This is a genomic window from Pedococcus sp., from assembly GCF_036000045.1.
In the GTDB taxonomy this organism is placed as follows: domain Bacteria; phylum Actinomycetota; class Actinomycetes; order Actinomycetales; family Dermatophilaceae; genus Pedococcus.
Window position 1 is genome coordinate 1 of the sequence record NZ_DASYGF010000056.1, and the last position, 14,417, is coordinate 14,417.

The window sequence follows — 14,417 nt, forward strand, 5'->3', positions numbered from 1 at the left end:
GACGAATTCCGCTCGCGGTTCGTGATCGAGCCGCTGGAGCCGGGCTTCGGCTACACCCTCGGCAATTCGCTCCGCCGTACGCTCCTGTCCTCGATCCCGGGTGCCGCGGTCACCTCGATCCGGGTCGACGGCGTCCTGCACGAGTTCACCACCGTGCCGGGCGTCAAGGAGGACGTGACCGACGTCATCCTCAACATCAAGCAGCTCGTCGTCTCCTCGGAGCACGACGAGCCGGTCGTGATGTACCTGCGCAAGCAGGGCCCGGGTGTCGTCACCGCCGCCGACATCGCGCCCCCGGCCGGTGTCGAGGTGCACAACCCCGACCTGCACATCGCCACGCTCAACGGCAAGGGCAAGGTCGAGATGGAGCTGACCGTCGAGCGCGGTCGCGGCTACGTCTCCGCCAACCAGAACAAGTCCGGCGACCAGGAGATCGGCCGCATCCCGGTCGACTCGATCTACTCGCCGGTGCTCAAGGTCTCCTACCGGGTCGAGGCGACCCGCGTCGAGCAGCGCACCGACTTCGACCGGCTCATCGTCGACGTCGAGACCAAGTCGTCGATCACCCCCCGAGACGCGGTGGCCTCGGCCGGCAAGACCCTGGTCGAGCTGTTCGGCCTGGCGCGCGAGCTCAACGTCGAGGCCGAGGGCATCGACATGGGCCCGTCGCCGACGGACGCCGCCCTGGCCGCGGACCTGGCGCTGCCGATCGAGGACCTCGACCTCACCGTGCGGTCCTACAACTGCCTCAAGCGCGAGGGCATCCACACCGTGGGTGAGCTCGTGGGTCGCAGCGAGGCGGACCTGCTCGACATCCGCAACTTCGGCGCCAAGTCGATCGACGAGGTCAAGGCCAAGCTCGTCGGCATGGGCCTGCAGCTCAAGGACAGCCCGCCCGGGTTCGACCCGAGCGCGATCGCCGACAACTACGGCGACTACGACGACGAGTTCGCCGACTCCGCCGACCCTGCCGACGACGGCCGCTCGCTGGCCGAGGACGAGCAGCTCTGACCAACCGCCGCTGACCGGGACGGCCCGCCGGCCCGGTTGCACACCAAGGAGATTCATCAATGCCCACCCCCACGAAGGGTCCCCGTCTCGGCGGCGGTCCGGCTCACGAGCGGCTGATCCTGGCCAACCTGGCCACCTCGCTGTTCGAGCACGACTCGATCACCACCACCGAGGCCAAGGCCAAGCGCCTGCGCCCGCTGGCCGAGCGTCTGGTGACGTTCGCCAAGCGCGGTGACCTGCACGCCCGTCGCCGGGTGCTGTCGGTCGTCCAGGACAAGGGCGTCGTGCACCGTCTCTTCACCGAGATCGCGCCCGACATGGCCGAGCGTCCCGGCGGCTACACCCGCATCACCAAGATCGGGGCCCGCAAGGGCGACAACGCCCCTATGGCGGTGATCGAGCTCGTCCGCGAGCCGATCGCCAAGAAGGCCACTGTCAAGGAGGCTGAGGCGGCCACCAAGCGTGCGGCCAAGCAGGCCGAGGCCAAGGACGCCGCTGCCGAGACCAAGGCCGCCGAGGACGAGGCCAAGGTCGAGGAGGCTGCTGTCGAGACGACCGAGACCGAGACGGCCGAGGCCACCCAGGCCGCGGTGGAGCTTCCCGCCGGTGCGGTCGCGGCGAACGAGGACGGCTCCTCGCCCGACGAGGCCTACACGATCAAGGGCAACGCGGACTCAGGTAAGTACCACGAGCCCGACGGCCAGTGGTTCGACCAGACGATCGCCGAGTTCTGGTTCAAGTCGGCGGAGGACGCCGAGGCCGCGGGCTTCACCAAGGCCGGCGCCTGACGCTCCCGGCATACCGCCACAGGGCCGCTCACCCCACTGGGGTGGGCGGCCCTTCGCGTTGGCGTGCTCCCACGGGTGGCAAGGTGCTGTCTCGAGGGGCCCGGAGGCCGCGTTTCCCCACCTCTGGGAGGGAGGCCTACGCTGGCGCCGTGGATCCCGAGCTGCGCACACAGGGGGCCGAGCGCGGGGTCCCACTACGGGTCCGCCTCGACTTCGGCTACGACGGCACCGAGTTCTCGGGCTGGGCGGCTCAACCGGGTCTGCGCACCGTCGAGGGCGAGCTTTCGGCGGCGCTGACGACAATGCTGCGCGCGACGGAGCCGGTGCGGCTCACCGTGGCGGGTCGCACCGATGCCGGCGTACACGCTCGGGGTCAGGTCGCGCACTTCGACCCCGACCCGGCGGCCTGGGCGGCGTTGCCCGGCCGCTCGGAGCGCGCGCCGCACGAAGCGGCCGCTTCTCGGCTGCGCGGCATCCTGCCGCCCGACATCGGGGTGCGCTCGGTCGGCATCGCTCCTGCCGGGTTCGACGCGCGCTTCTCCGCGCTGCGCCGGCGCTACCTCTACCGCCTGTGCGACGAGCCGTCGCGGGCAGACCCGCTGAGGCGCCGCGACACGGTGCTGGCCAAGCGCCCTCTCGACGTCGAGGCCATGCACGCCGCGGCTCAGCAGCTGCTGGGGCTGCACGACTTCGGGGCGTTCTGCAAGCGCCGTGAGGGGGCGACGACGGTCCGGACCCTGCTCGACTACTCGTGGCACCGAGCGCCTGACGGCGTCCTGGAGGCGACCGTGGTGGCCGATGCCTTCTGCCACTCCATGGTTCGCTCGCTCGTGGGTGCCGTCGTGCCCGTCGGCGAGCATCGGCGCGACCCGGAGTGGCCGGCTGGGGTGCTGCGCGCGGGGGTGCGCGACGCCGCCGTCACGGTGATGTCGCCGCACGGCCTGTCCCTCGAGGAGGTCGTCTATCCGCAGGACGCCGAGCTCGCGACCCGGGCCCGAGAGGCGCGCGCCGTGCGGACGCTCGAGGGGTGAGCGGGCCTCAGGGAGCCAACGCGGCATAGCCTGCCTCGTCGTGGACGGCCAGCCCCGCGTATGCCGTGGAGCCGTCATAGGCACTGGTCACCTTGGACAGCTGGGTCTCCATCGCGGTGCGGGTGAACCCGTAGAACGTCTGCTTGGTCGCGCTGGGGTCGGTACCGAGGTAGTCCGTCTCCACGCCGATCCACATCGCCCGCTGGGCGGGCGGCGTCGCCACCACGTCGGCGGCTCTCGCGGAGGTCGACTCGCTGGCACGATGGCGGCGACGATGGCGCCCACGCGCACGACGATCGTCAGCGCGTGGCCAAGGGCAGGGTGAGCCTGGACACAACGGTGCTCTCGGGGTGTTCGCCCAGTCTCGCGTGTCCGAGAGAGTGCTCCCCGCAAGTTTGGTGAAGCGTCTACTGTCGGGTGGGCCGTTCAGGGGAGACGACGCGCGTCGGCATAACCAGATGACGCCGTGGGGGTGGATGCCGCACGCTTGACCCTCGTGGGGCATCTCGACGTGAACGCGGTCAGTTTCATGCTGCCCGACGGCAGGCCCCTGCTCGCCGAGGTGTCGCTGCGCGTCGGGGAGGGGGCCAAGGTCGCGCTCGTGGGGCAGAACGGCGCGGGTAAGACCACCCTGGGCCGGATCATCGCCGGTGACCTAGCGGCGCACGACGGGGCGGTCACCCGGTCGGGCGGCCTCGGGGTGATGCGCCAGTTCGTGGGTCAGGTGCGCGACGCCTCGACGGTCCGGGACCTCCTGCTGTCGGTGGCGCCCGAACCGGTGCGCCGTGCCGCAGCCGAGATCGACCGCACCGAGCTGCTCATGATGGAGAGGGACTCCGAGCCGGACCAGCTGGCCTACGCCCAGGCCCTGGTGGGCTGGGGCGACGTGGGCGGCTACGACCAGGAGACGGCCTGGGACGTCTGCACCGTGGCGGCCCTGGGTCAGTCCTTCGAGCGGGCCCAGTGGCGTGCCATCTCCACGCTGTCCGGGGGCGAGCAGAAGCGTCTGGTGCTCGAGTCCCTCCTGCGCGGTCCTGACGAGGTGCTCCTACTGGACGAGCCCGACAACTACCTCGACGTGCCGGCGAAACGATGGCTCGAGGACCAGCTCATCGCCTCACCCAAGACCGTCCTGTTCGTCAGCCACGACCGCGAGCTCCTCGACCGGGTCGCCACCCGTATCGCGACGCTCGAGCCCAGTGCCGTCGGATCCTCGCTGTGGGTGCATCCCGGGCGGTTCTCGACCTACCACCAGGCGCGCGAGGACCGGAACTCCAAGCTCGAGGAGCTCCGCCGCCGTTGGGACGAGGAGCATGCGAAGCTCAAGGCGCTGGTGGTCATGTACCGGCAGAAGGCGGCGTACAACTCCGACATGGCGGCCCGCCTCCAGGCGGCCGAGACACGGCTGCGGCGCTTCGAGGAGGCCGGGCCGCCCGAGGTCGTCCCCGCGAGACAGCACGTGCGGATGCGCCTGCAGGGTGGCCGGACGGCCAAGCGCGCGGTCATCGCCGAGCGGTTGGAGCTCACGGGTCTGATGCGGCCCTTCGACCTCGAGGTCTGGTTCGGCGAGCGCGTGGCCGTGCTGGGGAGCAACGGCTCGGGCAAGTCGCACTTCCTGCGACTCGTGGCCGCCGGCGGCACCGATCCCGACACCGAGCACCAGCCGGTGGGCGACGTGCAGCCGGCCCCGGTGGTGCATACGGGCCGCCTCAGGCTGGGTTCGCGCGTTCGGCCCGGATGGTTCGCCCAGGCCCATGACCATCCTGCTCTGGTCAGGCGAACCCTGCTGGAGATCCTGCATCGCGGCGACGAGCACCGGGCGGGGCGGCCGCGCGAGGAGGCGGCCAAGGTGCTGGACCGGTACGGCCTGGCCAAGGCGGGGGAGCAGACCTTCGACTCGCTGTCCGGTGGCCAGCAGGCGCGCTTCCAGATCTTGCTGCTGGAGCTGTCGGGTGCGACCTGTCTGCTGCTCGACGAACCCACCGACAACCTCGACCTTCACTCGGCCGAGGCGCTCGAGGAGGGGCTGTCGGCCTTCGAGGGGACGGTCCTGGCGGTGACCCACGACCGGTGGTTCGCCCGGGGCTTCGACCGCTACCTGGTCTTCGGGTCGGACGGCACGGTGTATGAGTCGGGCGACCCGGTGTGGGACGAGGGGCGGGTCGAGCGAGCTCGCTGACGCGTGGGCAGGGTCAGGAGGTGACGGCTACCCCAGAGCCCTCCAGGTGCACGCGGAAGCCGGCCGGCCCCACAGTCACCCGGGTCAGATGCATCCCGGCAGGCAGACCCTGCACCGTCTGCCGGATCGTGACCAGGTTTCGGGCGGCGGCCGACAGCAGGGTGCTCAGCGAGCGCGGACCGCCGAGGTCGACCGTCTGGGGCTCGATGAGCAGCTGGCCGCCCTCGGCCGAGACCGCGCCGGTCGCCTGGAGCAGGACCGTGCGGCCGAGGATCTCCGTCGGCCGGCGGACGCCAGCGAGCCCTCCGCCGGCGGCATACAGCTGCACACCACTGCCGACCTGGCGGGCGGCGGTCGCGAAGGGCAGGGTGGCGTCGAGCGCCAGGGAGGCCGCCCGCAGCCCGCGAGAGGTCATCCGCACGTCGCTCGCGGTGGCGTGGACGTCCTGGAACCCACCCTCGGTCGTGACCACGGCGCTGCTGTCGAGCACCGCTGTGCGCAGCCAGGTCTCGCCCTTGCGCAGGTCGGGCGGCGGCGTGAGCGAGGCGGTCGCGGTCGGCGCGGGTGCAGCAGCGGTGCCACTGGGGTGGCTGACCGCCACCAGGAGGGTGCCGGCGCCGACGACCACGATGAGGAGCGCGACGACGACGCCGAGGAGGAAGGTCCGCATGGGCCCAGTCTGCCGTCGATCTGCCGGTCAGACGCTGAGAGACGCCTGGTCCTTCAGGGCGGACCGGCGTTCGTGCCGCCGCGCCGGCAGGTAGCAGAACGCGCCCAGGAGGCTGACCGCCCCCGCCGTCACCATCGCGGTCTGCGTGGACGTGTGGTCGGCGAGCAGCCCCAGCAGGGGCGCGACCGCGCTGTAGGTGGCGAACATCATCATGGAGTTCATCGACAGCACGGTCGAGCGGTTGCGCGCCTGCGCCTCGCGGTGGAGCAGCGCTCCGTGCATCGGACCTCCCGTGCCGTGCAGGCCATAGGTGAACAGGTATGCCGCGACGAGCGCGACCGGCCCGGCGACCAGTCCCATGACCACTGCCCCGAGGCCGTTGAGGACGCGGGCGAGGATGGCCGTGCGAGTCACGCCGATGCGTCGCGAGGCCAGCGAGGCCAGCCCCGACCCGAGCGCGAACACCGCCCACCCCGCGGACCCGATCGGGCCGACCAGGGCGCCGGCACGCTCCTCACCGCCCACGAGCTGGGCCAGTCGGATCGGCTGGAACGTCTCGAACACCACCATCGCGATGGCCCAGAACACCTCGACGAGGACGAGCCCGAGCAGGACGCGGTTCTGGCGCAGCAGACCGACGCCGTCGCGGACCATCACCGGCGCCTGCCGGGCCGAGGTGAGCGCGCGACGAGCCCCGCTGGCGTCGACGCCCCTCCGGGGCTCCTTGAGCAGGAGGAGGACGGCGCCGAGGTGCCCGAGGTTCAGGACGAAGAGCAGGAGGAACGGCAGGGTCAGCGCCGGCTGTGCGCGGTAGGGGTGCCACCACACGAGACCACCGGAGACCAGTGCTCCCATGGCGATCGCGCCACCGACCACCACGCCCTGGGCGGCGAGGGAGCGCTCGACGTCGGCGCCCGGCTCGCTGGCGTGGACGGTGTCGACGAACCACGCCTCCAGCGGCCCCGAGTCCAGCGCCCGGAAGATCCCCGTGAGGAGGGCGGCGACGGCGAACGCCCAGAACGAATGGGCCAGGAGGTAGACGAACGCCGCACCCACGTTGACCGCCGCGGCCAGGATGTAGACCGGACGGCGGCCGAGGGCATCGGCGAAGCCGCTCGTCGGCAGCTCCAGGGCGAAGACGACCCAGCCGGACACCGACGCCGCGGTGAGCGCCTCGGCGATCGACAGGCCGCGCTCGAGAGGCAGCAGGGTGACGAGCCCGATGACCAGACCCACAGGGAACCAGCGGGTGAAGGACAGGGTGAGGAAGACGCGCCGGGCGGCGGTGGGGGAGACCTGCTCAGCCTTCATGACTGCGCTCGCGGCGTGCGGTCGAGGTCGAGCGGGTAGATGACCGAGTAGGCGGCCAGGCGGCGCGCGGCCGGGTTGCCCTGGCCGATCCGGCGGTAGCGCTCGAATACCTCGTCGAGCTCGGCCTTCATGGCCTGAACCTGCTCAGGAGTGGCGATGACGAAGGTGTCGTTCATGCCGGCGGCGTCCCGCCAGGCCGTGGGCCAGGCGCTCTCCACGTCGAGCCACCGCTCGAACTGCTCGCCCAGGTGGCGGATGTAGTCGCGCACCAGCCAGTTGAGCGCCGTCTCGGCGTCCTCGTCGCCGACGAAGTCGCTGGGCTCGAACTGGTGGCTGTCGGTCGCGGCCTTCCAGAGCCGTCGCTTGCCCTCGCCCTCGCCCGTGTCGGCAACCAGGCCCACGGACTCCAGGCGACGCAGGTGGTAGCTGGTGGCGCCCGAGTTCGTGCCGAGGGTCGCCGCCAGAGCCGTGGCGGTGGCCGGTCCGCCCCGGCGCAGCGTGCTGAGCAGCCGGGAGCGCAGGGGGTGGGCGAGCGTCTTCAGAGCGGTGGCGTCGAGCCGTATGCCGGTGAACGCGTCAGGGTCGGGGAGATTCATGTGTGCATAATACCTTTGCACACTCTGTTTGCACAAGAAGTGTGTAGGCCTAGTGTGAAAGCGCGTTTTCGCAGGTCAGGCCGCGTTTACGCCGGCTGGTCCCACGATTTGGGGTCAGGAGTGCGTGCCCGTAAACTTGGTGACTGTTGTGCCGTGCGCCCTCGACAGGCGAGCACCCACGCACCCGGGCTCCGCGCCTCGGGCGCACGCGGCATACAACTGTCCAGCACCATCTGATCCGTAGTAAAGGGCCATCACCTTGCGCACTTTCACCCCCAAGCCGGCCGAGGTCACTCGGACCTGGCACGTCATCGACGCGACGGACGTCGTGCTGGGTCGCCTCGCGAGCCAGACCGCGGTCCTGTTGCGCGGCAAGCACAAGACGACCTTCGCTCCGCACGTCGACGGCGGTGACTTCGTCATCATCATCAACGCCGACAAGGTCGCGCTGACCGGCGCCAAGCTCGAGCAGAAGAAGGCGTACCGCCACTCCGGCTTCCCGGGCGGCCTCAAGAGCACCTCCTACACCGAGCTGCTCGCCAAGAGCCCCGAGAAGGCCATCGAGAAGGCCGTCCGCGGCATGCTGCCCCGCACCACCCTGGGCCGCCAGCAGCTGACCAAGCTCAAGGTCTACGCCGGCGCCGAGCACCCGCACGCTGCCCAGAAGCCCGTCCCGTTCGAGATCACCCAGGTCTCCCAGTAAGGATTTCTTGTGACTGACATCAACACTGAGACCGCGCTCGAGGGCGACGAGGTCGAGCTGACCGAGTACACGTCCGAGTCCGAGGGCCCCGTCGCCGGCGAGCCCGCCCGCCGCCCGAGCGCCTCGGCGCCCGGCGCTGCGACCGGCCGTCGCAAGCAGGCCATCGCCCGCGTGCGCATCGTCCCGGGCACCGGCGAGTGGAAGATCAACGGGCGCACGCTCGAGGAGTACTTCCCCAACAAGGTGCACCAGCAGATCGTCAACGAGCCCCTCAAGGTGCTCGAGCTCGACGGCGCCTACGACGTGCTCGTCCGCGTGCACGGTGGTGGCCCCTCCGGCCAGGCCGGCGCGGTCCGTCTCGGCATCGCCCGCTCGCTCAACGGCATCGACGAGGAGCTGAACCGTCCGACCCTGAAGAAGGCCGGCTTCCTGACCCGCGACGCTCGCGTCCCGGAGCGCAAGAAGGCCGGTCTCAAGAAGGCCCGCAAGGCTCCGCAGTACTCCAAGCGCTGATCTGTCGCTTCGTGCTCGATGGCGGCACCCGGTCACCGGGTGCCGCCATCGGCATGTCCGGCGGTAGGTTCGCTGGGATGCTCGTGTTCCAGGGCGCGCAGGTGCGCTCCGCCCGACCCGTATGCCGCCTGCGCGCCTGAAACCCCCGAAAGGCTCACTCCTCATGACCCGACTGTTCGGTACCGACGGCGTCCGCGGGCTCGCGAACGTCGACATCACCGCCGAGCTGGCCCTCAAGCTCAGCGTCGCCGCCGCCCACGTGCTGGGCGACGACGCCCGGCAGGAGGGCCGCCGCCCCAAGGCCGTGGTCGGACGCGACCCCCGCGCCTCGGGCGAGTTCCTCTCGGCCGCAGTCGTCGCGGGCCTCGCGTCCGCGGGTGTCGACGTCTACCAGGCGGACGTGCTGCCGACCCCGGCCATCGCGTTCCTCACCGCCGACACCCACGCGGACTTCGGGGTGATGCTGTCCGCCTCGCACAACGCCATGCCCGACAACGGCATCAAGTTCTTCGCCGCAGGTGGCCACAAGCTGGACGACGCGATCGAGGACCAGATCGCCGCGCGGATGGACGTGGACTGGGAGCGTCCCACCGGCCCGGACGTCGGCCGGGTCGTGAGCATGAAGGACGGTCACACGCGCTACCTGGCGCACCTGCTGGCTGTGCTGCCCAACCGCCTGGACGGTCTGAGCGTGGTCATCGACGGCGCCCACGGCGCAGCGAGCGCCGTCAGCCCCGAGGTCTTCCGGCTGGCCGGCGCGACGGTCCACGAGATCGGCACCGAGCCCGACGGCCTCAACATCAACGACGGCTACGGCTCCACCCATCTGGCCCGTCTCAAGGCCGCCGTGGTCGCCAAGGGGGCCGCCCTCGGCATCGCCCACGACGGTGATGCCGACCGTTGCCTGGCTGTCGACGCCGATGGCCAGGAGGTCGACGGCGACCAGATCATGGCCATCCTGGCGGTGGCGCTGAAGTCGCGTGGTGCTCTGGCCCAGGACACCCTCGTCGCCACGGTGATGAGCAACCTCGGGCTGTTGCAGGCCATGCAGCGTGAGGGCATCGCCGTGCGTCAGACCGCCGTGGGCGACCGCTACGTCCTGGAGGACATGCGCGCCTCGTCGTACTCCCTCGGTGGCGAGCAGAGCGGCCACGTGATCTTCCTCCAGCACGGCACCACCGGCGACGGCGTCCTGACCGGGCTCATGCTGGCCGCGCGCGTCGCCGAGACGGGCCAGTCGCTGGCCGAGCTCGCCACCGTCATGCGCCGGCTGCCCCAGGTGCTCATCAACGTGCCGAACGTCGACAAGTCCCGCGTCGAGTCCGACGAGGACCTCCAGCAGGCGGTCAAGGCCGAGGAGGAGGAGCTCGCCGGGTCGGGTCGCGTCCTGCTGCGCAAGTCGGGCACCGAGCCGGTGGTGCGCGTCATGGTCGAGGCGGCCGAGCACGACCAGGCCCAAGCCGTGGCAGAGCGCCTGGTCGAGGTCGTCAAAGCGCGTCTGTCGCTCTGAGGGCCACGCGGCATACCTCAGATGGGGTCGAGCAGGCCCACCACATGCCGCGCGATCTCGAAGGCGCTGGTCGCCGCCGGTGACGGCGCGTTCAGCAGGTGCACGACGGATCCGGAGCGCTCGATGAGGAAGTCGTCGACGAGCGCCCCGTCGCGCCGCACGGCCTGGGCCCGCACGCCCGCCGGGGCGGGCACGAGCTGCTCGTCCCGGATCTCCGGGACGAGCCGGCGCAGGCTCTCGCCGAAGAGGTGGCGCGACACCGAGCGCGCGACCTCGCGGGCCCCCGCGCGGTAGTGACGGCGGGCGAGCCGCCAGAACCCGGGGTAGCCGAGGGTGTCTCGCAGGTCGCTGGGGCTGACCGTGCCCCAGGTGTAGCCCTCGCGCGCGAAGGCGAGCACGGCGTTCGGGCCGGCGTGCACGTGCCCCTCGATCCCGCGGGTGAGATGCACGCCGAGGAACGGGAAGCTCGGGTCCGGGACCGGATAGACCAGCCCCCGCACGAGGTCTCCCGCCTCGGGCGTGAGCTCGTAGTACTCGCCGCGGAAGGGCACGATGCGGCTGGAGGGCTGATGCCCGAGTCGCCGGGCGACCTCGTCGGCGTGCAGGCCGGCGCACGCCACCACGACGTCGGCCTCAAGCTCTCCGGCCGTGGTGTGCACGACGGTGGCCGAACCCGCCGAGCGGCCACCCAGGACCTCGGTGCCCAGGAGCAGCGTGGCCCCAGCAGCCTCGAGCCGACGGACGAGCGCCGCACAGACCTGTCCGTAGTCGATGATGCCGGTCGACGCGACGTGCAGCGCCGCGATGGCGTCGACATGCGGCTCGCGCTCGCGGGCCTCCTCCCGGGAGAGCTCGACGACCTCGAGCCCGTTGGCGACGCCACGCTCACGCAGCCGGGCGAGCCCCGGCAGCTCCGACCGGTCGGTGGCGACCACGAGCTTGCCGCAGATCCGGTGCGAGATGCCCTCCTCGCGGGCGAACTCGACCATCGACCTGGCGCCCGCGCGGCACATCCGCGCCTTGGCCGACCCCGGAGCGTAGTAGAGCCCGGAGTGGATCACCCCGCTGTTGCGCCCGGTCTGGTGGGCGGCCCACGTCGGCTCCTTCTCCACCACGGTGACCGTCGAGCCGGGGCGCTCCCGCACCAGACGCTCGGCGACCGCCAGGCCGACGATGCCGCCGCCGACGACCACGGACCCCCCTGTCCTCCCCATCTGGCCAGCGTACGTCGCCTCCCCTGCGCAGTGGGGTGGAATCCTCGGGGTCCACCGCCGGTTGTACGTCAGGTAACAGCCATCGACAGCGAGGAAGTGCCATGCCCTACGAGTCCCTCACCGAGCCTCTGTATGCCGTGGCCGCCACGGCCAAGGGCGGCCGAGGCGGGCGGGTGACCAGCGAGGACGGCGTCATCGACCTCGAGCTGGGCAAGCCCGGAAGCAAGGCCAACCCCAAGGCCAACCCGGAGACGCTCTTCGCGGCAGGCTATGCCGCGTGCTTCGGCAACGCGATCCTGAGCGTCGGCCAGTCGCTGGAGCTCGACCTGAGCGAGTCGACCGTCACCGCACAGGTGACGCTCGGGCGCACCGAGTCGGGGGTCGGCCTCGCGGTCGCGCTCACCGCACACCTCCCGGGAGTGGACGAGCCGACTGCCGCCAAGATCATCGACGCGGCGCACGAGCGCTGCCCGTACTCGAAGGCCACGCGCGACAACATCGACGTGACGGTCACGCTGGGCTGACGCTTCAGCGTGACCGACGCGGGCCTGGGCGCGCTCAGACCACGCGCTCGAGCAGGCCCGTGTCGACGTCGTAGATGAACCCGCCCACGGCGACGGTGTCGGGGATCAGGGGGTGGGACCGCACGGCGGCGACGTCCTGGTGCAGGGCGGAGCGCTGGTCGGCGATGACGTGGAAGCCCTGCCACGAGGCATCCTGACCAGCGAGCTCGCTGATCTTCTCGCGCAGCTCGGGCTCGGTGTACTTGGTCATGGCGCACTTCGTGTGCGGGACGATCAGGATGCGCTGGACGTTGAGCAGGTGCACCCCGAGGACGAGAGCCTCCAAGGCGGCGGAGGTGACGCGGCCACCGGGATTGCGGAAGATCTTGGCGTCGCCCGGGGACAGGCCGACGAGGCGCAGCGGGTCGATGCGCGAGTCCATGCACGTCACCAGGGCCACACCGGCGTGCGCGATGCCGTCGAACCCGCCGCTCGCGAAGTGTGACGCATACTCCTGGTTGGCGGCGATCAGGTCGTCGAAGGCCTCTGGGCCAGTAGCGTTCTCGCTCATTGAAGTCCTGCTCTCCTCGGGATGGTCGTAGCCATCGGTGTGGTGGTGGTCGCGAAGAAGTCGTTGCCCTTGTCGTCGACGACGATGAACGCCGGGAAGTCCTCGACCTCGATCTTCCAGACGGCTTCCATGCCGAGCTCGGGGTACTCGAGCACCTCGACCGACTTGATGCAGTCCTGGGCGAGGCGCGCGGCCGGTCCGCCGATCGAGCCGAGGTAGAAGCCGCCGTGGCTCTCGCACGCAGTGGTGACCTGCTTGGAGCGGTTGCCCTTGGCCAGCATGACCATCGAGCCGCCAGCAGCCTGGAACTGCTCGACATAGGAGTCCATCCGGCCCGCCGTCGTGGGGCCGAACGACCCGCTCGCGTAGCCCTCGGGCGTCTTGGCCGGCCCGGCGTAGTAGACCGCGTGGTCCTTGAGGTACTGCGGCATACCGTCGCCGGCGTCGAGGCGCTCCTTGATCTTGGCGTGGGCGATGTCGCGCGCCACGACCAGAGGCCCACTGAGCGAAAGGCGTGTCTTCACAGGGTATTTCGTCAGCTCAGCACGGATCTCGTCCATCGGACGGGTGAGGTCGATGCGGACGACGTCCTCGGCCGGAGCGCTGTCGAGGTGGGCGTCCGTCGTGTCGGGCAGGAACCGCGCCGGGTCGGTCTCCAGGACCTCGAGGAAGACGCCCTCGGGGGTGATCTTGCCGAGCGCCTGACGGTCCGCTGAGCAGGACACGGCGATCGCGACCGGCAGGGAGGCGCCATGCCTCGGCAGCCGCACCACCCGTACGTCATGGCAGAAGTACTTGCCCCCGAACTGCGCGCCGATGCCGAACCCCCGCGTGAGCTCCAGCACCTGCTCCTCCAGCTCGGTGTCCCGGAACCCGTGGGCGGTCATCGAGCCTTGCCGGGGCAGCTCGTCGAGGTACTTGGCCGAGGCGTACTTCGCCGTCTTGAGCGCGAACTCGGCGCTGGTGCCGCCGATGACGATGGCGAGGTGGTAGGGCGGGCAGGCCGCCGTGCCGAGGGAGCGCAGCTTCTCGTCGAGGAAGGCGAGCATGCGCTCGGGGTTCAGGACGGCCTTGGTCTCCTGGTAGAGGAAGGACTTGTTGGCGCTGCCCCCGCCCTTGGCCATGAACAGGAACTTGTATGCCGTCTCGTGGCCCGGGGCGGTGTCGGCGTAGAGCTCGATCTGGGCCGGGAGGTTGGAGCCGGTGTTCTTCTCGTCCCAGGTCGTCAGGGGAGCCATCTGGGAGTAACGCAGGTTGAGACGGGTGTAGGCGTCGAAGACCCCTTTGGCGATCGACCGCTCGTCCGTCCCCTCGGTGAGCACGTGCTGACCGCGTTTGCCCATGACGATCGCGGTGCCGGTGTCCTGACACATCGGCAGGACCCCGCCGGCGGCGATGTTGGCGTTCTTGAGCAGGTCGAGCGCCACGAACCGGTCGTTGGGCGAGGCCTCGGGATCGTCGAGGATGCCCGCCAGCTGCCGGAGGTGGCCCGGTCGCAGCAGGTGGGCGATGTCGCGCATGGCCTCGCTGGTGAGCCGGGTCAGCGCCTCGGGCGCGACCTCGAGGAACCGGCGGCCCGCCGCCTCGACCGTCGAGACGCCGTCGGTGGTGACCAGGCGGTAGTCGGTCTCGTCGGGCCCGAGGGGCAGCAGTTCCTGGAACTCGAAGTCACTCATCGCCCCGAACCCTATGGCCCGCCCCGTTTGCCCTCCCAAGCCCATGGGGTGCCAGCGTGGGTCGGACGGACCTGAAGTGGCGCATGCGGGCGCGGCCGGACCTCAGATGCGGATGAACAGGATGAGGGCGATCACCAGGCC

General features: G+C 70.7%; 15 protein-coding genes. 8 read left to right on the forward strand and 7 right to left on the reverse strand.

Annotated features, from left to right (window positions below; all coding sequences use genetic code 11):
* From VGN50_RS08830 to truA, 3 genes are all read left to right on the forward strand, one after another.
* Positions 1–1,011 (forward strand): DNA-directed RNA polymerase subunit alpha (locus VGN50_RS08830; RefSeq protein WP_327444380.1); only part of this gene is annotated, 1,011 nt, incomplete at its 5' end.
* A gap of 59 nt (positions 1,012–1,070) precedes the next feature.
* Positions 1,071–1,799 carry a 50S ribosomal protein L17 gene (rplQ, locus tag VGN50_RS08835; RefSeq protein ID WP_327444381.1) on the forward strand — a complete coding sequence of 243 codons (729 nt, stop codon included), beginning with the start codon at positions 1,071–1,073 and terminating at the stop codon, positions 1,797–1,799.
* A gap of 149 nt (positions 1,800–1,948) precedes the next feature.
* On the forward strand, positions 1,949–2,830 hold the full coding sequence (gene truA / locus VGN50_RS08840; RefSeq protein WP_327444382.1) for a tRNA pseudouridine(38-40) synthase TruA: 882 nt from the start codon (positions 1,949–1,951) through the stop codon (positions 2,828–2,830).
* Between the two features lie 7 nt (positions 2,831–2,837).
* Here the strand turns inward: truA and VGN50_RS08845 are convergent, their stop codons facing one another.
* Positions 2,838–3,053 carry a hypothetical protein gene (locus VGN50_RS08845; RefSeq protein ID WP_327444383.1) on the reverse strand — a complete coding sequence of 72 codons (216 nt, stop codon included), beginning with the start codon at positions 3,051–3,053 and terminating at the stop codon, positions 2,838–2,840.
* A 273-nt stretch (positions 3,054–3,326) separates the two neighbouring features.
* On the opposite strand from VGN50_RS08845, the gene VGN50_RS08850 reads away from it, so the two are divergent.
* On the forward strand, positions 3,327–5,009 hold the full coding sequence (locus VGN50_RS08850) for an ABC-F family ATP-binding cassette domain-containing protein (RefSeq protein WP_327444384.1): 1,683 nt from the start codon (positions 3,327–3,329) through the stop codon (positions 5,007–5,009).
* 13 nt (positions 5,010–5,022) lie between these two features.
* Here VGN50_RS08850 and VGN50_RS08855 read toward each other — a convergent pair whose 3' ends face one another.
* The 3 genes from VGN50_RS08855 to VGN50_RS08865 are packed head-to-tail and all read right to left on the reverse strand — an operon-like array spanning position 5,023 to position 7,586.
* A complete protein-coding gene (locus VGN50_RS08855) occupies positions 5,023–5,679 on the reverse strand; it encodes an LmeA family phospholipid-binding protein (RefSeq protein WP_327444385.1) in 657 nt (218 codons plus the stop codon).
* A gap of 27 nt (positions 5,680–5,706) precedes the next feature.
* A complete protein-coding gene (locus tag VGN50_RS08860) occupies positions 5,707–6,990 on the reverse strand; it encodes an MFS transporter (protein WP_327444386.1) in 1,284 nt (427 codons plus the stop codon).
* Positions 6,987–7,586, reverse strand: a complete 600-nt coding sequence (locus VGN50_RS08865) for a helix-turn-helix domain-containing protein (protein ID WP_327444387.1) — start codon at positions 7,584–7,586, stop codon at positions 6,987–6,989. The genes VGN50_RS08860 and VGN50_RS08865 overlap by 4 nt, the downstream gene beginning before the upstream one ends.
* Positions 7,587–7,845: 259 nt before the next feature.
* Here VGN50_RS08865 and rplM point away from each other — a divergent pair, with 259 nt between their 5' ends.
* The 3 genes from rplM (at position 7,846) to glmM (ending at position 10,312) form a co-directional block, all read left to right on the forward strand.
* Positions 7,846–8,289, forward strand: a complete 444-nt coding sequence (rplM, locus tag VGN50_RS08870) for a 50S ribosomal protein L13 (protein ID WP_327444388.1) — start codon at positions 7,846–7,848, stop codon at positions 8,287–8,289.
* A gap of 9 nt (positions 8,290–8,298) precedes the next feature.
* Positions 8,299–8,802: a 30S ribosomal protein S9 gene (gene rpsI, locus VGN50_RS08875; RefSeq protein ID WP_327444389.1), complete on the forward strand. Its 504-nt coding sequence runs from the start codon at positions 8,299–8,301 to the stop codon at positions 8,800–8,802.
* 163 nt (positions 8,803–8,965) lie between these two features.
* Positions 8,966–10,312 carry a phosphoglucosamine mutase gene (gene glmM / locus VGN50_RS08880; RefSeq protein ID WP_327444390.1) on the forward strand — a complete coding sequence of 449 codons (1,347 nt, stop codon included), beginning with the start codon at positions 8,966–8,968 and terminating at the stop codon, positions 10,310–10,312.
* A 17-nt stretch (positions 10,313–10,329) separates the two neighbouring features.
* Here the strand turns inward: glmM and lhgO are convergent, their stop codons facing one another.
* Positions 10,330–11,526 (reverse strand): L-2-hydroxyglutarate oxidase, encoded by a 1,197-nt coding sequence (lhgO, locus tag VGN50_RS08885; RefSeq protein WP_327444391.1) that lies wholly within the window; start codon positions 11,524–11,526, stop codon positions 10,330–10,332.
* Between the two features lie 101 nt (positions 11,527–11,627).
* On the opposite strand from lhgO, the gene VGN50_RS08890 reads away from it, so the two are divergent.
* Complete coding sequence (locus tag VGN50_RS08890) at positions 11,628–12,050, forward strand: Ohr family peroxiredoxin (protein ID WP_327444392.1); 423 nt, start codon at positions 11,628–11,630, stop codon at positions 12,048–12,050.
* A 34-nt stretch (positions 12,051–12,084) separates the two neighbouring features.
* Here the strand turns inward: VGN50_RS08890 and VGN50_RS08895 are convergent, their stop codons facing one another.
* Both VGN50_RS08895 and VGN50_RS08900 read right to left on the reverse strand, forming a co-directional pair.
* Positions 12,085–12,600 carry a carbonic anhydrase gene (locus VGN50_RS08895; RefSeq protein ID WP_327444393.1) on the reverse strand — a complete coding sequence of 172 codons (516 nt, stop codon included), beginning with the start codon at positions 12,598–12,600 and terminating at the stop codon, positions 12,085–12,087.
* Positions 12,597–14,276: a fumarate hydratase gene (locus VGN50_RS08900; protein ID WP_327444394.1), complete on the reverse strand. Its 1,680-nt coding sequence runs from the start codon at positions 14,274–14,276 to the stop codon at positions 12,597–12,599. Before VGN50_RS08900 ends, VGN50_RS08895 begins: the two co-directional genes overlap by 4 nt.
* Positions 14,277–14,417 lie beyond the last annotated feature (141 nt).